At 71.3% G+C, this 16,779-nt stretch carries 15 protein-coding genes and 1 pseudogene; 15 read left to right on the top strand and 1 reads right to left on the bottom strand.

Going from position 1 to position 16,779, the window contains the following annotated elements:
- A pseudogene (locus tag G6023_RS04765) lies at positions 1-245 on the top strand (shikimate dehydrogenase); the annotation flags it as partial.
- Positions 246-299: 54 nt separating this feature from the next.
- On the opposite strand, the gene G6023_RS04760 reads toward G6023_RS04765, so the two are convergent.
- Positions 300-1,814, bottom strand: coding sequence for a flavin-containing monooxygenase (locus tag G6023_RS04760; RefSeq protein ID WP_182634217.1), 1,515 nt, complete (start codon positions 1,812-1,814; stop codon positions 300-302).
- A gap of 70 nt (positions 1,815-1,884) precedes the next feature.
- Between G6023_RS04760 and G6023_RS04755 the strand changes: the two genes are divergently transcribed.
- From G6023_RS04755 to pyrF, 14 genes are all read left to right on the top strand, one after another.
- A complete protein-coding gene (locus tag G6023_RS04755) occupies positions 1,885-2,958 on the top strand; it encodes an AraC family transcriptional regulator (protein WP_182634216.1) in 1,074 nt (357 codons plus the stop codon).
- A gap of 26 nt (positions 2,959-2,984) precedes the next feature.
- Positions 2,985-4,199 (top strand): chorismate synthase, encoded by a 1,215-nt coding sequence (gene aroC, locus G6023_RS04750; RefSeq protein WP_182634215.1) that lies wholly within the window; start codon positions 2,985-2,987, stop codon positions 4,197-4,199.
- Complete coding sequence (locus tag G6023_RS04745; RefSeq protein ID WP_163375808.1) at positions 4,196-4,744, top strand: shikimate kinase; 549 nt, start codon at positions 4,196-4,198, stop codon at positions 4,742-4,744. The genes aroC and G6023_RS04745 overlap by 4 nt, the downstream gene beginning before the upstream one ends.
- Positions 4,745-4,802: 58 nt before the next feature.
- Positions 4,803-5,930: a 3-dehydroquinate synthase gene (gene aroB, locus G6023_RS04740; RefSeq protein WP_182634214.1), complete on the top strand. Its 1,128-nt coding sequence runs from the start codon at positions 4,803-4,805 to the stop codon at positions 5,928-5,930.
- Positions 5,927-7,027, top strand: a complete 1,101-nt coding sequence (locus tag G6023_RS04735; protein WP_120283327.1) for an aminopeptidase P family protein — start codon at positions 5,927-5,929, stop codon at positions 7,025-7,027. Before aroB ends, G6023_RS04735 begins: the two co-directional genes overlap by 4 nt.
- A gap of 75 nt (positions 7,028-7,102) precedes the next feature.
- The gene (gene efp, locus G6023_RS04730; protein WP_067717936.1) at positions 7,103-7,666 is read left to right on the top strand and encodes an elongation factor P; all 564 of its coding nucleotides are present in this window, start codon (positions 7,103-7,105) and stop codon (positions 7,664-7,666) included.
- A 2-nt stretch (positions 7,667-7,668) separates the two neighbouring features.
- Positions 7,669-8,247, top strand: coding sequence for a transcription antitermination factor NusB (gene nusB / locus G6023_RS04725; protein WP_182634213.1), 579 nt, complete (start codon positions 7,669-7,671; stop codon positions 8,245-8,247).
- Positions 8,248-8,316: 69 nt separating this feature from the next.
- Positions 8,317-8,901 carry a bifunctional pyr operon transcriptional regulator/uracil phosphoribosyltransferase PyrR gene (gene pyrR, locus G6023_RS04720; RefSeq protein WP_182634212.1) on the top strand — a complete coding sequence of 195 codons (585 nt, stop codon included), beginning with the start codon at positions 8,317-8,319 and terminating at the stop codon, positions 8,899-8,901.
- The gene (locus tag G6023_RS04715; protein ID WP_067717943.1) at positions 8,898-9,839 is read left to right on the top strand and encodes an aspartate carbamoyltransferase catalytic subunit; all 942 of its coding nucleotides are present in this window, start codon (positions 8,898-8,900) and stop codon (positions 9,837-9,839) included. The genes pyrR and G6023_RS04715 overlap by 4 nt, the downstream gene beginning before the upstream one ends.
- Positions 9,836-11,161, top strand: coding sequence for a dihydroorotase (locus tag G6023_RS04710; RefSeq protein WP_182634211.1), 1,326 nt, complete (start codon positions 9,836-9,838; stop codon positions 11,159-11,161). Before G6023_RS04715 ends, G6023_RS04710 begins: the two co-directional genes overlap by 4 nt.
- Positions 11,158-11,706 carry a PH-like domain-containing protein gene (locus tag G6023_RS04705; RefSeq protein WP_067717949.1) on the top strand — a complete coding sequence of 183 codons (549 nt, stop codon included), beginning with the start codon at positions 11,158-11,160 and terminating at the stop codon, positions 11,704-11,706. The genes G6023_RS04710 and G6023_RS04705 overlap by 4 nt, the downstream gene beginning before the upstream one ends.
- On the top strand, positions 11,703-12,911 hold the full coding sequence (carA, locus tag G6023_RS04700; protein WP_067717951.1) for a glutamine-hydrolyzing carbamoyl-phosphate synthase small subunit: 1,209 nt from the start codon (positions 11,703-11,705) through the stop codon (positions 12,909-12,911). The genes G6023_RS04705 and carA overlap by 4 nt, the downstream gene beginning before the upstream one ends.
- On the top strand, positions 12,911-16,273 hold the full coding sequence (gene carB / locus G6023_RS04695) for a carbamoyl-phosphate synthase large subunit (RefSeq protein WP_182634210.1): 3,363 nt from the start codon (positions 12,911-12,913) through the stop codon (positions 16,271-16,273). The genes carA and carB overlap by 1 nt, the downstream gene beginning before the upstream one ends.
- Positions 16,270-16,779: orotidine-5'-phosphate decarboxylase (gene pyrF / locus G6023_RS04690; protein ID WP_182634209.1), on the top strand; the 510-nt coding region annotated here is incomplete at its 3' end. The genes carB and pyrF, both read left to right, overlap by 4 nt.

The raw sequence follows: 16,779 nt of genomic DNA, 5'->3' as shown, positions 1-16,779 counted from the left end.
CCGTCCCCGAACCCGGCGTGCGGGAGCTCACGGACCTGGTCGCCGGCGCCCGACGGGTGTTCGACGTCCTCTACGACCCCTGGCCCACCGCGGCCGGCGCAGCAGCCCTGGCCGCGGGCATCCCCGTGGTCGGTGGCGACGTGATGCTGCTCCACCAGGCCTTCGGTCAGGTGGAGCTGTTCACCGGGCACCCGGCGCCGCGCGGGGAGATGGCCGCCGCGCTGTCGCAGGCACTCGGTCGCTGACCGCGCGGACACGGGGACGGCCACCGTGCCGGAGCCGCACGGCCGGATGGTCGGTCAGATGCCCGAGGGCGCCGTGGCGCGACGGGGGACGATCGTCTCGAAGTCGGCAGGGTCCGCGGTCCGGGTGCGGCGCTGGTACTCGTGCACCAGTCCTGGCCAGTTCGTCGTGATCCGACCTGAGTCCGCCTTGTACCAGGAGTCGCAGCCGCTCCACACCGATGCACCGAGTCGGCGCATGATCTCGTCGTCGTAGGCCTCGTGCACCTCGCGACGGACGTCCACGGCCACCGTCCGATCCGCCCGAGCCAGTTCCTCGACCACCTGGCGGACGTACCGGGCCTGCTGTTCGATCATGAGGATGATCGAGCTGCTCCCGAGATTGGTGTTGGGCCCGTAGATCACGAACATGTTGGGGAAGCCCGGCACGGCCATCCCGAGATACGCGCGCGCACCCTCTCGCCACTGCTCGTGCAGGTCCTGACCGCCGCGTCCACGCACGGTGATCGGTGCCAGGAAGTCGGTGGCCTGGAAACCCGTGCCGTACACCACGACATCGACGGGACGCACCCGTCCGTCCGCGGTGACGATCCCCTCGGGGACGACCTCGGCGACGGTGTCGGTCACCACGTCGACGTTCGGCTGCGCGAGTGCGGGGTACCACTGGTTGCTGAACAGCATCCGCTTGCACCCGATCGGTTCCGTCGGGGTGAGGGCCTCGCGCAGCCGGGGGTCGCGGACGGTGAGCCGCAGATTGGCGCGGGCGAGCCCGCCGAGGATCCTGGCGAGCGGCCGCGCGGAGGTCAGTGCCAGGCCGACGACTTCCGTCGTCTCCCAGATCGTGCCGCGCATCGCGGTCATGAGGCCGGGGACACGGGCGAACGCCGCCCGGTGGGCGTCCGTGTAGGCGCGGTCCGGTTTGGGCACCACCCACGGCGCCGAGCGTTGGTAGACGGTCACGTGCGCGGCCACCTCGCGGATGCGGGGGACGAACTGGATGGCCGAGGCCCCGGTGCCGAGTACCGCGACCCGCTTACCCGTCAGATCGACGTCGTGCCGCCACTCGGCCGAGTGGAACGACGGGCCGGCGAACGTCTCCGACCCGGGGATGTCCGGGTAGGCCGGACGGGACAACTGACCCACCGCGGGCACGAGCACCTCGGCCTCGAACGACTCGCCGGAGGCGGTGTGTACCGTCCACGTGGCGCTGTCGTCGTCGAACTCCGCGGAGGTCACCTCGATGCCGGTGCGCACGAGTTCGCGCAGGCCGTACCTGTCGGCGGTCTCCCGGATGTAGGACAGGATGTCGGGTTGCTCGGCGTAGCGACGGCCCCAGTCCGTCCTGCGGTGGAAGGAGTACGAGTAGAGGTTCGACGGGACGTCGCAGGCCGCTCCGGGGTAGGTGTTGTCCCGCCACACCCCTCCGACGTCGTCGGCCTTCTCCAGGATCGTCACCTCGGCCAGGCCGTCACGGGTGAGCTCGTAGGCGGCGCCGAGGCCACCGAATCCGGCTCCGATGATGATCACGCGCGGTCGCCGACGCCGGGTCCCGGGGGAGGAGGAAGAGGTCATGTCGTGACGGTAATGCCCCGGCCCCGCGTGGCCGCAGACATTCACGGACGAATAATCCATAATTCCGGACATGACCACCTGGGACGCCCCCGCGGTCCCACACTGGGACTTCCCCCGCTCGGCCATCGGGATCGGCGTGCTCGTCGAGGCCGGGGAGCGGCTCGGCGTGGACGCAGGCCGGGTCCTACAGGGGATCGCGCTCTCCCCGGCCGACCTCGCCACCCCCGATCTACTCGTGACGCCGGACCAGGAACTGACCGCGATCCGCAACCTCCGCGCCGCCGCGGGCGACCGGCCCGCCCTCGCCGCCGAGGTGGGCGCCGCGTACCGGTTGACCACCTTCGGGATCTTCGGATACGCCCTGCTGTCGAGCCCGACGCTCCGCGACGTGATCGCCGTGACGCTCCGCTTCATCGACTTGAGCTACATCTTCAGCACGATCGGTGTGGAGTCGACGCGGGACAGGATCGTGGTGCGTCTGGAGGACACCGCGCTCCCGGGCGACGTCCGCGAGTTCCTCGTGGACCGCGACCTGTTCGCGATCCACTCCGTCCTCGGCGAGCTCGTCCCCGGAGGTGCCCCGTTCACCGACGTCTCCTTCGGTGGGGGGCGGTCATCCGGGACCCTGACCGCATACGGGGACCGGCTCGGCCTCGTGCCGTCGGAGTCCGACCACGGCACCGGCGTCACGATGGTCTTCGACGCCGCCCGCCTCGACGAACCGCTCCCGCAGGGGAGCCCGGCGGCGGTGACGGTGGCCGAGGCCATGTGCCGCGACCTGGCCGCCACCCGCCGGACCCGTGGGCCGGTGAGCAGCCGGGTCCGCGTCGAGATCGCCGGTCGTCTCACGCAGGGGGCCTGCATGTCTTCGGTGGCCGCCGGACTGGGGGTCAGTTCCCGGACCCTGCGCAGGCACCTGTCGGACGAGGGCACGTCGTTCCAGCGGCTTCTCGACGACGTCCGGCTGGAACTGGCCAGGCGGATGCTGGCGACCGGTCTGCTGTCGGTGGAGGACGTCGCGTTGCGTCTGGGGTATGCCGAGGCCTCGAGCTTCATTCACGCGTTCCGGCGTCTCACCGGTGACACCCCGCACCGGGCCGTCGTCGCCTCGCGGGCACGGCGGTCCGCGACGACCCGGGCCTGATGTGCCGGGCCGTACCCCGACGTGGGATGATCGGCGACGTGCTGAAGTGGACCACTGCCGGAGAATCGCACGGCCAGGCCCTGGTGACGATCGTCGAGGGCGTGATCGCCGGGGTCGAGGTGACGAGCGACGAGATCGCCTCGCAACTCGCCCGCCGTCGCCTGGGCTACGGCCGCGGGGCGCGGATGAAGTTCGAGGCGGACGCCGTCCGGGTCCTCGGCGGCGTCCGCCACGGCCGAACCATGGGATCGCCGGTGGCGATCGAGGTCGGCAACACCGAGTGGCCCAAGTGGGAACAGATCATGTCGGCGGATCCCGTCGACCCGGAGGCGATCGACGACAAGGCCCGCGCCGCCCGCCTGACCCGCCCGCGGCCCGGTCACGCCGACTTCTCCGGGATGCTCAAGTACGACTTCGACGACGCCCGGATGGTCCTCGAGCGCGCGAGCGCCCGTGAGACCGCCGCCCGGGTCGCGGCCGGGACTGTCGCCCGTGCGGTGCTGCGGGACGTCCTCGGCGTCGAGGTCCTCTCGCACGTCATCTCCATCGGCGCGTCCGAGCCGTACGTCGGGCCCGAACCCGGGTACGCGGACCTCGCGGCCATCGACGCCAGCCCTGTGCGGGCCTTCGATGCCGCCGCCGCGGAGTCGATGATCGCCGAGATCGAGGCCGCGAAGAAGGCCGGGGACACCCTCGGTGGCGTGGTCGAGGTGGTCGTCCACGGCCTCCCGATCGGTCTCGGCTCCCACGTGTCCGGCGACGATCGTCTCGACGCACAGCTCGCCGGCGCCCTCATGGGCATCCAGGCCATCAAGGGCGTCGAGGTCGGGGACGGCTTCGAGACCGCGCGCCGCCGTGGCAGCGTCGCCCACGACGAGATGGTCCGCGGGGACGACGGCGTCGAGCGCCGCAGCAACCGCGCCGGGGGCCTCGAGGGCGGCATGACCAACGGTCAGCCCCTCCGGGTACGGGCCGCGATGAAGCCCATCTCCACGGTGCCCCGTGCGCTGAGCACGGTGGACATGGAGGACGGATCCGCGGCCACCGCCATCCACCAGCGCTCGGACGTGTGTGCGGTTCCGGCGGCGGGCGTCGTCGCGGAGTCGATGGTCGCCCTCGTCCTGGCCCGCGCGGTCCTGCAGAAATTCGGTGGCGACTCGCTGGCGGAGACCCGCCGGAACGTCGGGGGATACCTCGACGCGGTCGCCGAGCGGCTGGACTGGGCGACGGACGAGGCATGAGCGAGCCGGCACGGCCGGTCGCCGTGCTCGTGGGGCCACCCGGTGCCGGCAAGACGACCATCGGCCGCAAACTCGCCCGGCGGCTCGACGTGCCGTTCCGCGACGCCGACCACCTCATCGAGGAGGCCGAGGGCCGGTCCATCCCCGAGATCTTCGCCTCCGACGGCGAGCCGCACTTCCGCGAGATCGAGGAGCGGATCATCGGTGACGCGCTCACATCGTTCGACGGGGTCCTGTCCCTGGGGGGCGGGGCGGTCCTTTCGGCGGTGACCCGGCGACGCCTGCGAGGCCACCGGGTCGTCCACCTCACGATCGGGGTGGCGGAGGGGGTGCGCCGATCCCAGGGTCCGGGTCGCCCGCTGTTGGCCGGGGGCGACGTCACAGCCCGGTACCAGGCACTGCTGACCGAACGCTCGCCGCTGTACCGGGAGGTCGCCTGGACCACCGTGAGCACCGAGCGGCGCAGTTCGGGCAAGGTGGTGACGGACATCGTCGACAGGCTCGACTCCGGCGACCCGCACCTGCGGGGCGGCGTTCGGAGATGAGTGACGACCAGACGCGTAGCGACACGAGTGCGACACGAGCGATGAGCGGGAGCAGCAGATGAACCAGGACGAGAACACCACCGAGCCCGTCGTCGTGGAGGTGCGCGCCGCGGCCCCGTACCCCGTGGTCATCGGCCGGGGCCTGCTCCCGGAGATCCTCGAGGCGTGTTCGTCCTCGCGAACCGTGGCGATCTTCTACCAACCGCCGCTGGCCCAGACCGCCGAGGCGCTCCGCGAGAAGCTCGCCGACGCCGGCATCGACGCCCACCGGATCGAGATCCCGGACGCGGAGGCCGGCAAGGACCTCGCCGTCGCCGGGTACTGCTGGGACGTCCTGGGCCAGATCGGGTTGAACCGCAAGGACACCGTCGTGAGCCTCGGGGGAGGGGCGGCCACCGACCTCGCCGGCTTCGTCGCCGCCACCTGGATGCGTGGCGTCCGGGTCGTGCACATCCCCACCACCCTGCTGGCGATGGTCGACGCCGCGGTCGGTGGCAAGACCGGTATCAACACCGACGCCGGGAAGAACCTCGTGGGCAGCTTCCACGAGCCCGCAGCCGTGTTCATCGACACCGCAACGCTCGAGACCGTCCCGCACAACGAGTTGGTCTCCGGCATGGCCGAGGTGGTCAAGTGCGGCTTCATCGCCGACCCGGAGATCCTCGACCTCATCGAGGCGGATCCCGCGGCGGCACTCGATCCGGGTGGCGAGACGATCGTCGAGCTCATCCGCCGCAGCGTGCAGGTCAAGGCCGACGTGGTCGGCCAGGACCTCAAGGAGTCCGGCCTGCGGGAGATCCTCAACTACGGCCACACCCTCGGCCACGCCGTGGAGCGTCGCGAGCAGTACCGGTGGCGTCACGGCGCGGCGATCAGCGTCGGGATGTGCTTCGTCGCCGAGCTCGCCAGGCTGGCGGGCCGACTGGACGACGCGACGGCAGAGCGTCACGCCTCCGTCCTGGCCTCGCTCGGCCTGCCCACCGGGTACGACGAGGACGCCTTCCCGCGGTTGCTCGAGCTGATGGCCGGCGACAAGAAGAACCACTCGGGTTTCCTGCGCCTGGTCGTGCTGGACGGACTGGCCCGCCCGTCGCGCATGGAGGCCCCGGACCCGTCGCTCATGACGGCGGCGTACGCCACCATCTCGGAGGGCCGCAAGCCCAGCGGCGGGGGGATCCTGCTGTGATCGAGCGTCTCGCCCCACGTCGCCGCGCCGTCGCCGCCGCCCTCGCCGACGTCGGTGCCGACGCCCTGTTGGTGACCGATCCACGGAACATCGCCTACCTGACCGGGTTCTCCGGGTCGGGTGGGGCCGTCCTGGTGGAGGACGACGGCGAGGCGGTCCTCTGCACGGATTCCCGCTACGAACTCCAGGTCGTCGAGCAGGCCCCGGACGTGGGCCACGTGATCTCGCGCGAGTACGTCGCCGGCGTCCTCGGTCGTCGTCGCGGACCCGCCGACGCCCCGCTCGCCGTCGAGGCCGATCAGCTGACCCTGTCCGCGGCCGCCGGACTGCGCCGTGCGCTCGCGGCGACCGGGGGAGCGGACGCCCGGATGGTGGAGACCAGCGGGTTGGTGGAGACGGTGCGCCGCGCCAAGGATCCCGACGAGCTCGCCCTCATCGCCAGGGCGTGCACGGTGGTCGACGAGGCGTGGACCCACGTGCTGGGCAGCGACCTGGTGGCGGCCGGTCGAACCGAACGAGAGGTCGCGGCGGACCTGGAGCACGCGATGCGGCGGGCCGGTTCGGATGGCGTGGCGTTCGAGACGATCGTGGCCTCCGGACCCAACGGAGCGCACCCGCACCACGTTCCCGGGGACCGGGTCCTGGCCGAGGGCGACCTTGTGGTGGTGGACTTCGGAGCCACGGTCTCGGGGTACGCGTCCGACTGCACCCGCACGGTCGCGTTGGGGACCGCCCCGGACCGTCTGGTGGAGGCCTACGAGGTCGTCCGCCGAGCTCAGATCGCGGGGGTCGAGGCCGTCCGCGCCGGCGTCCCGTGCGCCGAGCTCGACGCCGTCAGCCGCGACATCATCACCGACGCCGGGTTCGGCGACCACTTCGGCCACTCGCTGGGGCACGGGGTGGGGTTGGACGTGCACGAAGCGCCCGCGGTGTCGACCCGGTCCACGAGTACACTGTCCGACGGCGATGTGATCACCATCGAGCCGGGGATCTACCTCCCGGGCCTCGGCGGGATCCGAATCGAGGACACCGTGGCCGTCACCGGCGGTGGCGGACGGTCCCTGACCACCACGTCGAAGGACCTCAGGGTGCTCTGAGGATCCGACCCACGATCATGCGCGCGACGCCGCCCCCGGCTGCGGCGCGGACGACTTCCCGAAGGAGTACCGACTATGGCGTCCACCGCCGATTTCAAGAACGGCCTCGTCCTCAAGGAGGAGGGCCAACTCTGGCAGATCACCGAGTTCCAGCACGTCAAGCCCGGCAAGGGCCCCGCGTTCGTGCGGACCAAGATGAAGAACGTGGTCAGCGGCAAGACCATCGACAAGACGTTCAGTGCCGGCGTGAAGGTGGAGACCGCGACCGTCGACCGGCGCGACATGACCTTCCTCTACCGCGACGGCGAGGACTACGTCCTCATGGACGAGAAGGACTTCGAGCAGATCAACGTCACCCCGACCGTGATGGGTGACGGTGCCCGCTTCCTGCTCGAGAACACCTCGGTCCAGGTCTCCATCCACGAGGGTGTCCCGCTGTTCGCCGAGATGCCGGTCGCCGTCGACCTGCTGGTCCAGCACACCGACCCGGGCCTGCAGGGCGACCGTTCGACCGGTGGCACCAAGCCGGCGACCCTCGAGACGGGTGCCGAGGTCCAGGTGCCGCTGTTCATCAACACCGGCGACAAGCTGCGCATCGACACCCGTGACGGCCGCTACCTCAGCCGGGTGAACGACTGATCATGTCGGAAGACGTCGACCACCGCCGTCGCGGATCACGCTACCGGGCGCGTAGGCGCGCGGTCTCGCTGCTGTTCGAGGCGGAGCTACGTGACGCGGACGTGGTGGCGCTCGCCGAGGAGCGTCGGCAGATGGGCGAGGACTCCCAGGAGTTCCACGACGTCGCGCCCTACACGATGGAGATCGTCACCGGCGTCGCCGAGCGGCTCGACCGCCTCGACTCCACCATCACCGAGCACCTGAGGGAGTGGACGCTGGAGCGGCTGCCCGCCGTCGACCGCGCGGTCCTGCGCGCCGGTGCGTGGGAACTGCTCTTCGGCTCGGACGAGGTGGACGCCGCCGTCGTGATCGACCAGGCGGTCCTTCTGGTGTCCGACCTGTCCGCGGAGAAGTCGGTTCCGTACGTCAACGCGGTCCTCGACCGCGTGGCCGGCCTGGCCCAGCACATCAGGGCCGCCGAGCGGGCCGTGGCGGGCCTGGACACCCCGCCCGCCGACGCTGCCTCCGAGGCCGCCGGCGACGCGCCCGGAGACGTGTCGGAGGCCACGTCCGCCGATCCCGGAACGGACACCGGGGACTGATAGAGTTCAGGACCGAAAGCTATCCCTTTAACAAGCCGTCCAGCGAGGCGGACAAGGAGGTGGTGATCGGTGAGCGCTGACGGTTCGCAAGAGAACTCGGTGTCACTCTTCACGTCCGACGACGTCGCCAGGACGGTGTCCCGCCTGGCACATCAGATCATCGAACGCACTGCTGCGGACGCGCCCGACTCGGGCCCCGTGGTGCTGCTGGGAATCCCCACCCGCGGGGTGCCGCTCGCGGCCCGACTCGCCGAGAGGATCCGTGAGTTCAGCGGCGCGGACGTCCACGCCGGGGCCCTCGACGTCACGCTCTACCGCGACGACCTCGCCGGAGGCCCGCACCGGCCGATGAACCCCACGCGGGTCCCATCGGCCGGGATCGACGGCGCGACGGTGATCCTCGTGGATGACGTCCTGTTCTCGGGCCGGACCATCCGCGCGGCGTTCGACGCCCTGCGCGACCTCGGTCGACCGGCGCGGGTCCAGCTCGCCGTGCTGGTCGACCGCGGGCATCGTGAACTGCCGATCCGGGCCGACTACGTGGGCAAGAACGTCCCCACCTCCCGCGACGAGGGAGTGTCCGTCCGGCTCACCGAGGTCGACGGGATCGACGCCGTGGTCCTGCGGCGTCCGGACGCGGAGAGGACGAGATGAAGCACCTGCTCTCGGCCGCCGACCTCGACCGCGACTCGGCCCTGTCCATCCTCGACGAGGCGGAACGACTCAAGGAGACGCTCCTCGGTCGCGAGGTCCGCAAGCTGCCGACACTGCGGGGCAAGACCGTCCTCACCGTGTTCTACGAGAACTCCACCCGCACGCGGGTGTCGTTCGAGACGGCCGGCAAGTGGATGAGCGCGGACGTCATCAACGTCTCCGCCAGCGCCTCCTCGGTCCAGAAGGGCGAGTCGTTGCGCGACACGGCGCTCACCCTGACCGCCATCGGCGCGGACGCCCTCATCGTGCGTCACCCCGCCTCCGGGTCCGCTCAGCAGATCGCCGGGTGGGTCGCGCCGGGTGGCGTCGGCCCGTCGGTCATCAACGCCGGTGACGGGATGCACGAGCACCCCACCCAAGCACTGCTCGACGCCATGACCCTGCGTGAACGCCTCGGCGGGATAGACGGGCGCCGGGTGGTGATCGTCGGGGACATCCTGCACTCGCGCGTCGCCCGGTCCAACGCCCTGTTGCTGTCCACGTTGGGCGCGGAGGTGGTCCTCGTCGCCCCGCCGACCCTGCTCCCGGTGGGCGTCGACGGCTGGCCGGTCCGCGCGTCGACCGACCTCGACGCGGAGTTGGACGGTGCGGACGCCGTCATGATGCTGCGCGTCCAGGCCGAGCGGATGAACGGTGGGTTCTTCCCGTCCGCCCGCGAATACGCGGTGCGCTACGGGCTCGGGCCGACGCGCGCCGCCCGGCTCCGCGACGACGTCGTGGTCCTGCACCCGGGTCCGATGGTCCGGGGGATGGAGATCGGCTTCGACACCGCCGACGCGCCGTCCTCCGCGATCCTCCAGCAGGTCACCAACGGCGTGCACGTGCGCATGTCGGTACTGCTCCACACTCTCGTCACGGCGGAAGGAACCCCTGAGTGAGCGCCCCCCACACACCGACCCTGTTGCTACGGCGGGTGCGTCCCTACGGCGAAGGCGACCCGGTCGACGTCCTCGTCCGCGACGGCGTCATCGCCGCGATCGGTCCGGACGCGGGCGAGTCCGTGGACCTGTCCGCGACGGACATCGAGGTCCTCGATCCGGACGGCGCCGTGCTGCTGCCGGGGTTCGTCGACCTGCACACCCACCTCCGCGAACCCGGTCGCGAGGACACCGAGACCATCGCCTCGGGTTCGGCCGCCGCGGCCCGCGGGGGGTACACGGCGGTGTTCGCCATGGCCAACACCCAACCCCCGCAGGACAACCAGACGGTGACCGACTCGGTCTGGCGGATCGGCCGCGAGGTCGGACTGTGCGACGTGCACCCCGTCGGCGCCGTCACCGTGGGTCTCCAGGGTGAGCAGCTCACCGAGATGGGGCAGATGGCCGCGGGGGAGGCCCGCGTCAGGGTGTTCTCCGACGACGGGATGTGCGTCCACGACCCACTGGTGATGCGTCGAGCCCTGGAGTACTCGGCCGGATTGGGCGTCCTCGTCGCCCAGCACGCCGAGGAACCCCGGCTCACCGGCGGCGCCGTGGCCCACGAGGGGCACCACGCCGCACGCCTGGGACTGACCGGATGGCCGCGGTCGGCGGAGGAATCGATCGTCGCCCGAGACGCGATCCTGGCCCGCGACGCCGGCGCCCGCGTGCACATCTGCCACGCCTCCACGACCGGCACCGTCGAACTGCTGCGGTGGGCCAAGGACCAGGGGATCTCGATCACCGCCGAGGTCACCCCGCACCACCTGCTCCTCGACGACTCCCGGCTCGAGACCTACGACGGCGTCTACCGGGTCAACCCGCCCCTGCGCGAGGCACACGACACCCTCGCGCTGCGCGAGGCGCTGAGGTCCGGCGTGATCGACTGCGTCGCCACCGACCACGCCCCGCACGCCGCGCAGGAGAAGTGCTGCGAGTTCGCCGCCGCCCGGCCGGGCATGCTCGGACTCGAGACCGCCCTGCCGATCGTCGCCGCCCTGCTGGTCGAGACCGGGGACATGACCTGGCGGGACCTCGCCCGTGTCATGAGCACCCGGCCCGCCGAGATCGCCGGCCTGTCGGACCAGGGGCGACCGATCGCCGTAGGGGAGCCCGCGAACCTCGTCGTCGTCGACCCCGACTCCCCGTGGACCGTCGTCGGCGACGCGCTCGCAAGTCTGTCCGCCAACACCCCCTACGAGGGAATGACATTCGCGGCCAGGGTCGTCGGCACCGTGTACCGGGGCCGCCTGACCACCCGCGACGGAGAGGTACTCGCATGACCCAGGACTACTGGACCGTCATCATCGTCATCGCCGTGCTGCTCGCGCTGATCGGTCTGATGACGCTGGGATGGCGGAACCGTAGCCGGTCCCAGGCCGGGCTCTTCGACGAGCTCCCCACCCCGCCCGCCGACCCGGGCGAGATCGTGCTGGGGCCGCTGACCGGTGTGTACATCGGCAGCACCGTCGCGGGGGACTGGCAGGCCCGGATCGCCCGCCCGCCCCTCGGCCACCGCTCCGCCGGCACCCTGACCGCCCACACCGGCGGCATACGCCTCGAGCTGGCCGACGCCGTCGTGTGGATCCCCCGCGCCGACCTCGTCGACGTGCGCCGCGCCTCGGCGCTGGCCAACAAGACCGTGCCCGGCGGCGGCATCCTCGTCGCGCGATGGCAGGTGACGGGCACCGACGGCCGAACGCTCGTCGACTCCGGTTTCCGGGCGGACGACAAGGACACCTACCCCCGCTGGGAGGCGCTGCGCGGAGACGCCGACCCCTCCGACACGCCCACCGACTCCAGCTCCACCACCGAGGAGAACCAGTGACACCGCACAGCACCACGCCCGCGCCGCAGGCGGGCCCGCAACCCGCCGCGCTCGTCCTCGAGGACGGACGCATCCACCGCGGCACCTCCTTCGGCGCGACCGGGACCACCCTCGGGGAGGCCGTGTTCACCACCGGCATGTCCGGCTACCAGGAGACCCTCACCGACCCCTCCTACTGCCGGCAGATCGTCGTGGCCACCGCGCCGCAGATCGGCAACACCGGCTGGAACGACGAGGACGGCGAGTCCCTCCTCGACGGTGAGGCCCGCGGGGGCCGGATCTGGGTCTCCGGCTTCGTGATCCGCGACCTGTCGCGACAGCCCTCCAACCACCGGTCCAGCCGCAGCCTCGAAGACGAGATGGCCGCCCAGGGCGTGGTCGGCATCGCCGGTATCGACACGCGCGCCGTGGTCCGCCACATCCGGGAGCTCGGGGCCATGAAGGCCGGGATCTTCTCGGGCGACGACCTGACCGACGACGAGACCATGCTCACCGCGGTCCGGGCCCAGGAGTCCATGGCCGGCGCGTCGTTGTCCGACGAGGTCTCCACGCGCGAGGCCTACGTGGTGGAGCCGGAGGGCGAGGCGTCCTACACGATCGCCGCGCTGGACCTGGGGATCAAGACCAACACCCCCCGGATGCTCACCGAGCGTGGGGTCCGCGTCCACGTCCTGCCCGCCGACTCGACGCTGCAGGACATCCTCGACCTCGGCGTCGACGGGGTGTTCCTGTCCAACGGTCCGGGCGACCCGGCGACGGCCGACCACGCGGTACACCTCACCAAGGAGGTGCTGGGCCAGGGAATCCCCTTCTTCGGCATCTGCTTCGGAAATCAGATCCTCGGCCGGGCTCTGGGGCTGGAGACCTACAAGATGCAGTTCGGGCACCGCGGCATCAACATCCCGGTGATCGAGAAGGCCACCGGCGCCGTGGCCATCACCTCCCAGAACCACGGGTTCGCGCTGCGCGCCCCGGAAGGTGACACCTGGCAGACCCCGTGGGGCACGGCCGCCGTGACCCACGTGTGCGCCAACGACGGCACCGTCGAGGGCGTCGCCCTGGTCGACGGCAGCGCCTTCTCCGTCCAGTACCACCCCGAATCCGCGGCGGGCCCCCGGGACGCCGCCGACCTCTTCGACCGCTTCGTCAGCCTGCTCGAATCCTCCGACCTCGGCTCCGCAGACTCCAGAAAGGGTTCGAACTGATGCCCCGGCGCACAGACATCAACCACGTCCTCGTCATCGGCTCCGGGCCGATCGTCATCGGCCAGGCCTGCGAGTTCGACTACTCGGGCACCCAGGCGTGCCGCGTGCTCAAGTCCGAGGGCCTGCGTGTGACCCTGGTCAACTCCAACCCGGCCACGATCATGACCGACCCGGAGTTCGCCGACGCCACCTACGTCGAGCCCATCACGCCCGAGTTCATCGACAAGATCCTGACCAAGGAGGCCGCCGACGGCCACCCCGTGGACGCGGTGCTCGCGACCCTCGGTGGGCAGACCGCGCTGAACGCGGCCATGCAGCTGGACGCCCAGGGGCTCCTCGACAAGCACGGGGTCGAGCTCATCGGCGCGGACATCCCCGCCATCAACCGCGGCGAGGACCGGCAGACCTTCAAGGACATCGTGGCCAGCGTCGGCGGCGAGTCGGCCCGCAGCGCCGTCTGCCACACGATGGAGGAGGTCCACGCCACCGTCGCCGAGCTGGGGTTGCCGGTCGTGGTCCGGCCCTCCTTCACCATGGGCGGCCTGGGCTCGGGTCTGGCCTACACCACCGAGGACCTCGAGCGCATCGCCGGCGGCGGGCTGTCCGCCTCGCCGACCGCGAACGTCCTCATCGAGGAGTCCATCCTCGGGTGGAAGGAGTACGAGCTCGAGCTGATGCGCGACAACAAGGACAACGTCGTCGTAATCTGCTCGATCGAGAACGTGGACGCCCTGGGTGTGCACACCGGCGACTCCGTCACCGTCGCGCCGTCGATGACGCTGACCGACCGCGAGTTCCAGAACATGCGCGACCTGGGCATCGCGATCATCCGTGCCGTGGGCGTGGACACCGGTGGCTGCAACATCCAGTTCGCCATCAACCCCGTCGACGGCCGCCTGGTCGTGATCGAGATGAACCCCCGGGTCTCGCGGTCCTCCGCGCTGGCCTCCAAGGCCACCGGCTTCCCGATCGCCAAGATCGCCGCACGGCTGGCCATCGGGTACTCGCTCGACGAGATCACCAACGACATCACCGGCGAAACCCCCGCGTGCTTCGAGCCGACCCTCGACTACGTGGTGGTCAAGGCGCCCCGGTTCGCCTTCGAGAAGTTCCCGGGTGCCGACGACACCCTCACCACCACCATGAAGTCGGTGGGCGAGGCCATGAGCCTGGGGCGCAACTACCGGGAGGCCCTCGGCAAGGTCATGCGGTCGCTGGAGACCAAGGCCTCGGGATTCTGGACCCTGCCCGACGAGACCATCGCACCCGGGCGCTCCACCGACGTGGATGCGGTGCTCGCCGACCTGGTCCGTCCGACCGAGGGCCGGATGTACGACGTCGAGCTGGCGCTGCGCCTGGGGGCGACGGTCCGGCAGGTCCACGAGGCCTCCGGCATCGACCCGTGGTTCCTCGAGGAGGTGGCCGAGCTCGTGGACCTGCGCCGCGAGATCGTCGACGCCGCCGTGCTGGGCGCGGACCTGCTGCGTCGGGCCAAGCACAACGGTCTGTCGGACGCGCAGATCGCCGCCCTCCGGCCCGAGTTCGCCGGTGCCGAGGGCGTGCAGCGCCTGCGCCACCGGCTGGGGATCCGGCCCGTCTACAAGACGGTCGACACGTGTGCCGCGGAGTTCGAGGCCAAGACCCCGTACCACTACTCGACCTACGAGCTCGACCCCGCCGCCGAGTCCGAGGTCGCCCCGCAGACCGAGCGCGAGAAGGTGATCATCCTCGGTTCCGGGCCCAACCGCATCGGCCAGGGCATCGAGTTCGACTACTCCTGCGTGCACGCCGCCCTGACGCTGTCCGAGGCCGGGTACGAGACGGTCATGGTCAACTGCAACCCGGAGACGGTCTCGACCGACTACGACACGGCCGACCGGCTGTACTTCGAGCCCCTGACGTTCGAGGACGTCATGGAGGTCTACCACGCCGAGTCCGAGTCCGGCACGGTCGCCGGGGTGCTGGTGCAGCTCGGTGGCCAGACCCCGCTGGGGCTGGCCGCGCAGCTCGAGGCCGCCGGCGTCCCCATCGTGGGCACCAGCCCGTCCGCGATCGACCTGGCCGAGGACCGCCGCGAGTTCGGTGAGGTGCTGGTCCGGGCGGGTCTGCCGGCCCCGGCGTTCGGCACCGCGATCAACGCCGACGAGGCGACCGCCATCGCCGCCGACATCGGGTACCCGGTACTGGTGCGCCCGTCCTACGTGCTGGGCGGCCGGGGCATGGAGATCGTCTACGACGAGGGCTCCCTGCGCTCGTACATCGACCGCGCCACCGAGATCAGCCCGGACCGTCCGGTGCTGGTGGACCGCTTCCTCGACGACGCCGTGGAGATCGACGTCGACGTCCTGTGCGACGGCACCGAGGTGTACCTGGGCGGCGTCATGGAGCACATCGAGGAGGCCGGCATCCACTCCGGCGACTCCGCGTGCACGCTGCCGCCGATCACCCTCGGGCAGGACGACATCGACAGGGTCCGCCGCTCCAGCGAGGCGCTGGCCATGGGCATCGGCGTCAAGGGCCTGATGAACGTGCAGTACGCCCTCAAGGACGACGTGCTCTACGTCCTCGAGGCCAACCCCCGGGCCAGCCGGACGGTGCCCTTCGTGTCCAAGGCGACCGGGGTGCACCTGGCCAAGGCGTGTGCCCGCATCATGCTGGGCGAGTCGATCGCCGACCTGCGCGCGGAGGGGCTGCTCCCGTCCGACCGGGACGGCGGCTCCCTTCCCGCGGACGCCCCCGTCGCCGTCAAGGAGGCGGTGCTGCCGTTCAACCGGTTCCGCACCCCGGAGGGCGACACCGTGGAGTCCCTGCTGAGCCCGGAGATGAAGTCCACGGGTGAGGTCATGGGCATCGGCCCGGACTTCGCCGTGGCCTTCGCCAAGGGCCAGCTGTCCGCCGACGGCGTGCTGCCGCTGTCGGGCACGGTGTTCGTCTCGGTGGCCAACCGGGACAAGCGGTCGATGGTGTTCCCGGCCCAGCGGCTGGCGGCGCTCGGGTTCACGGTGCTGGCCACCGAGGGCACGGCGCTCATGCTCCGCCGGTACGGCATCGCCTGCGAGACCGTGGCCAAGCTGACCGAGTCCGGCACCGGCCCGGTCGACGAGGACGGCCGGCCGATCCGCACGATCGTCGACCGCATCAACGCCGACGAGGTGGACCTCATCCTCAACATCGCCTCGTCGACCGGGGGCACCCGTGCAGACGGCCACGAGATCCGCTCCGCGGCGATCTCCCGCCGCGTGCCCTGCGTGACCACCGTCCAGGGCGCCACCGCGGCGGTCCACGGGATCGAGGCCATGCTGCGCGGCGAAGTCAGCGTCAGCCCCCTGCAGGAGCTGCACGCCGGGTACGCGGCGCGGTGACGCCGACCGCGTCCCCGTTCGGTGCCCGCCTGCGCAGGGCGGTCGCCGAGCGGGGCAACCTCTGCGTGGGCATCGACCCCCACCCGGCGCTGCTGGAGGCGTGGGGCCTGGGCGTCGACGCGGCGGGCGTCGCGGAGTTCTCGCGGCGGTCTCTCGAGGCCTTCGGGGACCTGGTCCCCGCGGTCAAGCCCCAGGTGGCGTTCTTCGAGGAGCACGGGTCCGCCGGGTTCCGTGTCCTGGAGGAGCTCCTGGCCGCCATCGGCGAGCGCGGGGCGCTGTCGGTGGCCGACGCCAAACGGGGAGACATCGGCTCCACCATGGCCGGGTACGCCCGGGCGTGGCTGCGGGACGGTTCCCCGCTGGCCTGCGACGCGCTCACCGTGTCGCCCTACCTGGGCGTCGGCTCCCTGGACGCGGCGTTCGAGGCGGCGGCCGGCACCGGCCGGGGCCTGTTCGTCCTGGCCCGGACCTCCAACCCGGAGGCCGGGCCCCTGCAGGGCTCGGCG

Source organism: Dietzia sp. DQ11-71 (genome assembly GCF_014144995.1).
Lineage (GTDB): Bacteria > Actinomycetota > Actinomycetes > Mycobacteriales > Mycobacteriaceae > Dietzia > Dietzia kunjamensis.
This window is presented reverse-complemented; position numbering and strand designations above follow the sequence as displayed.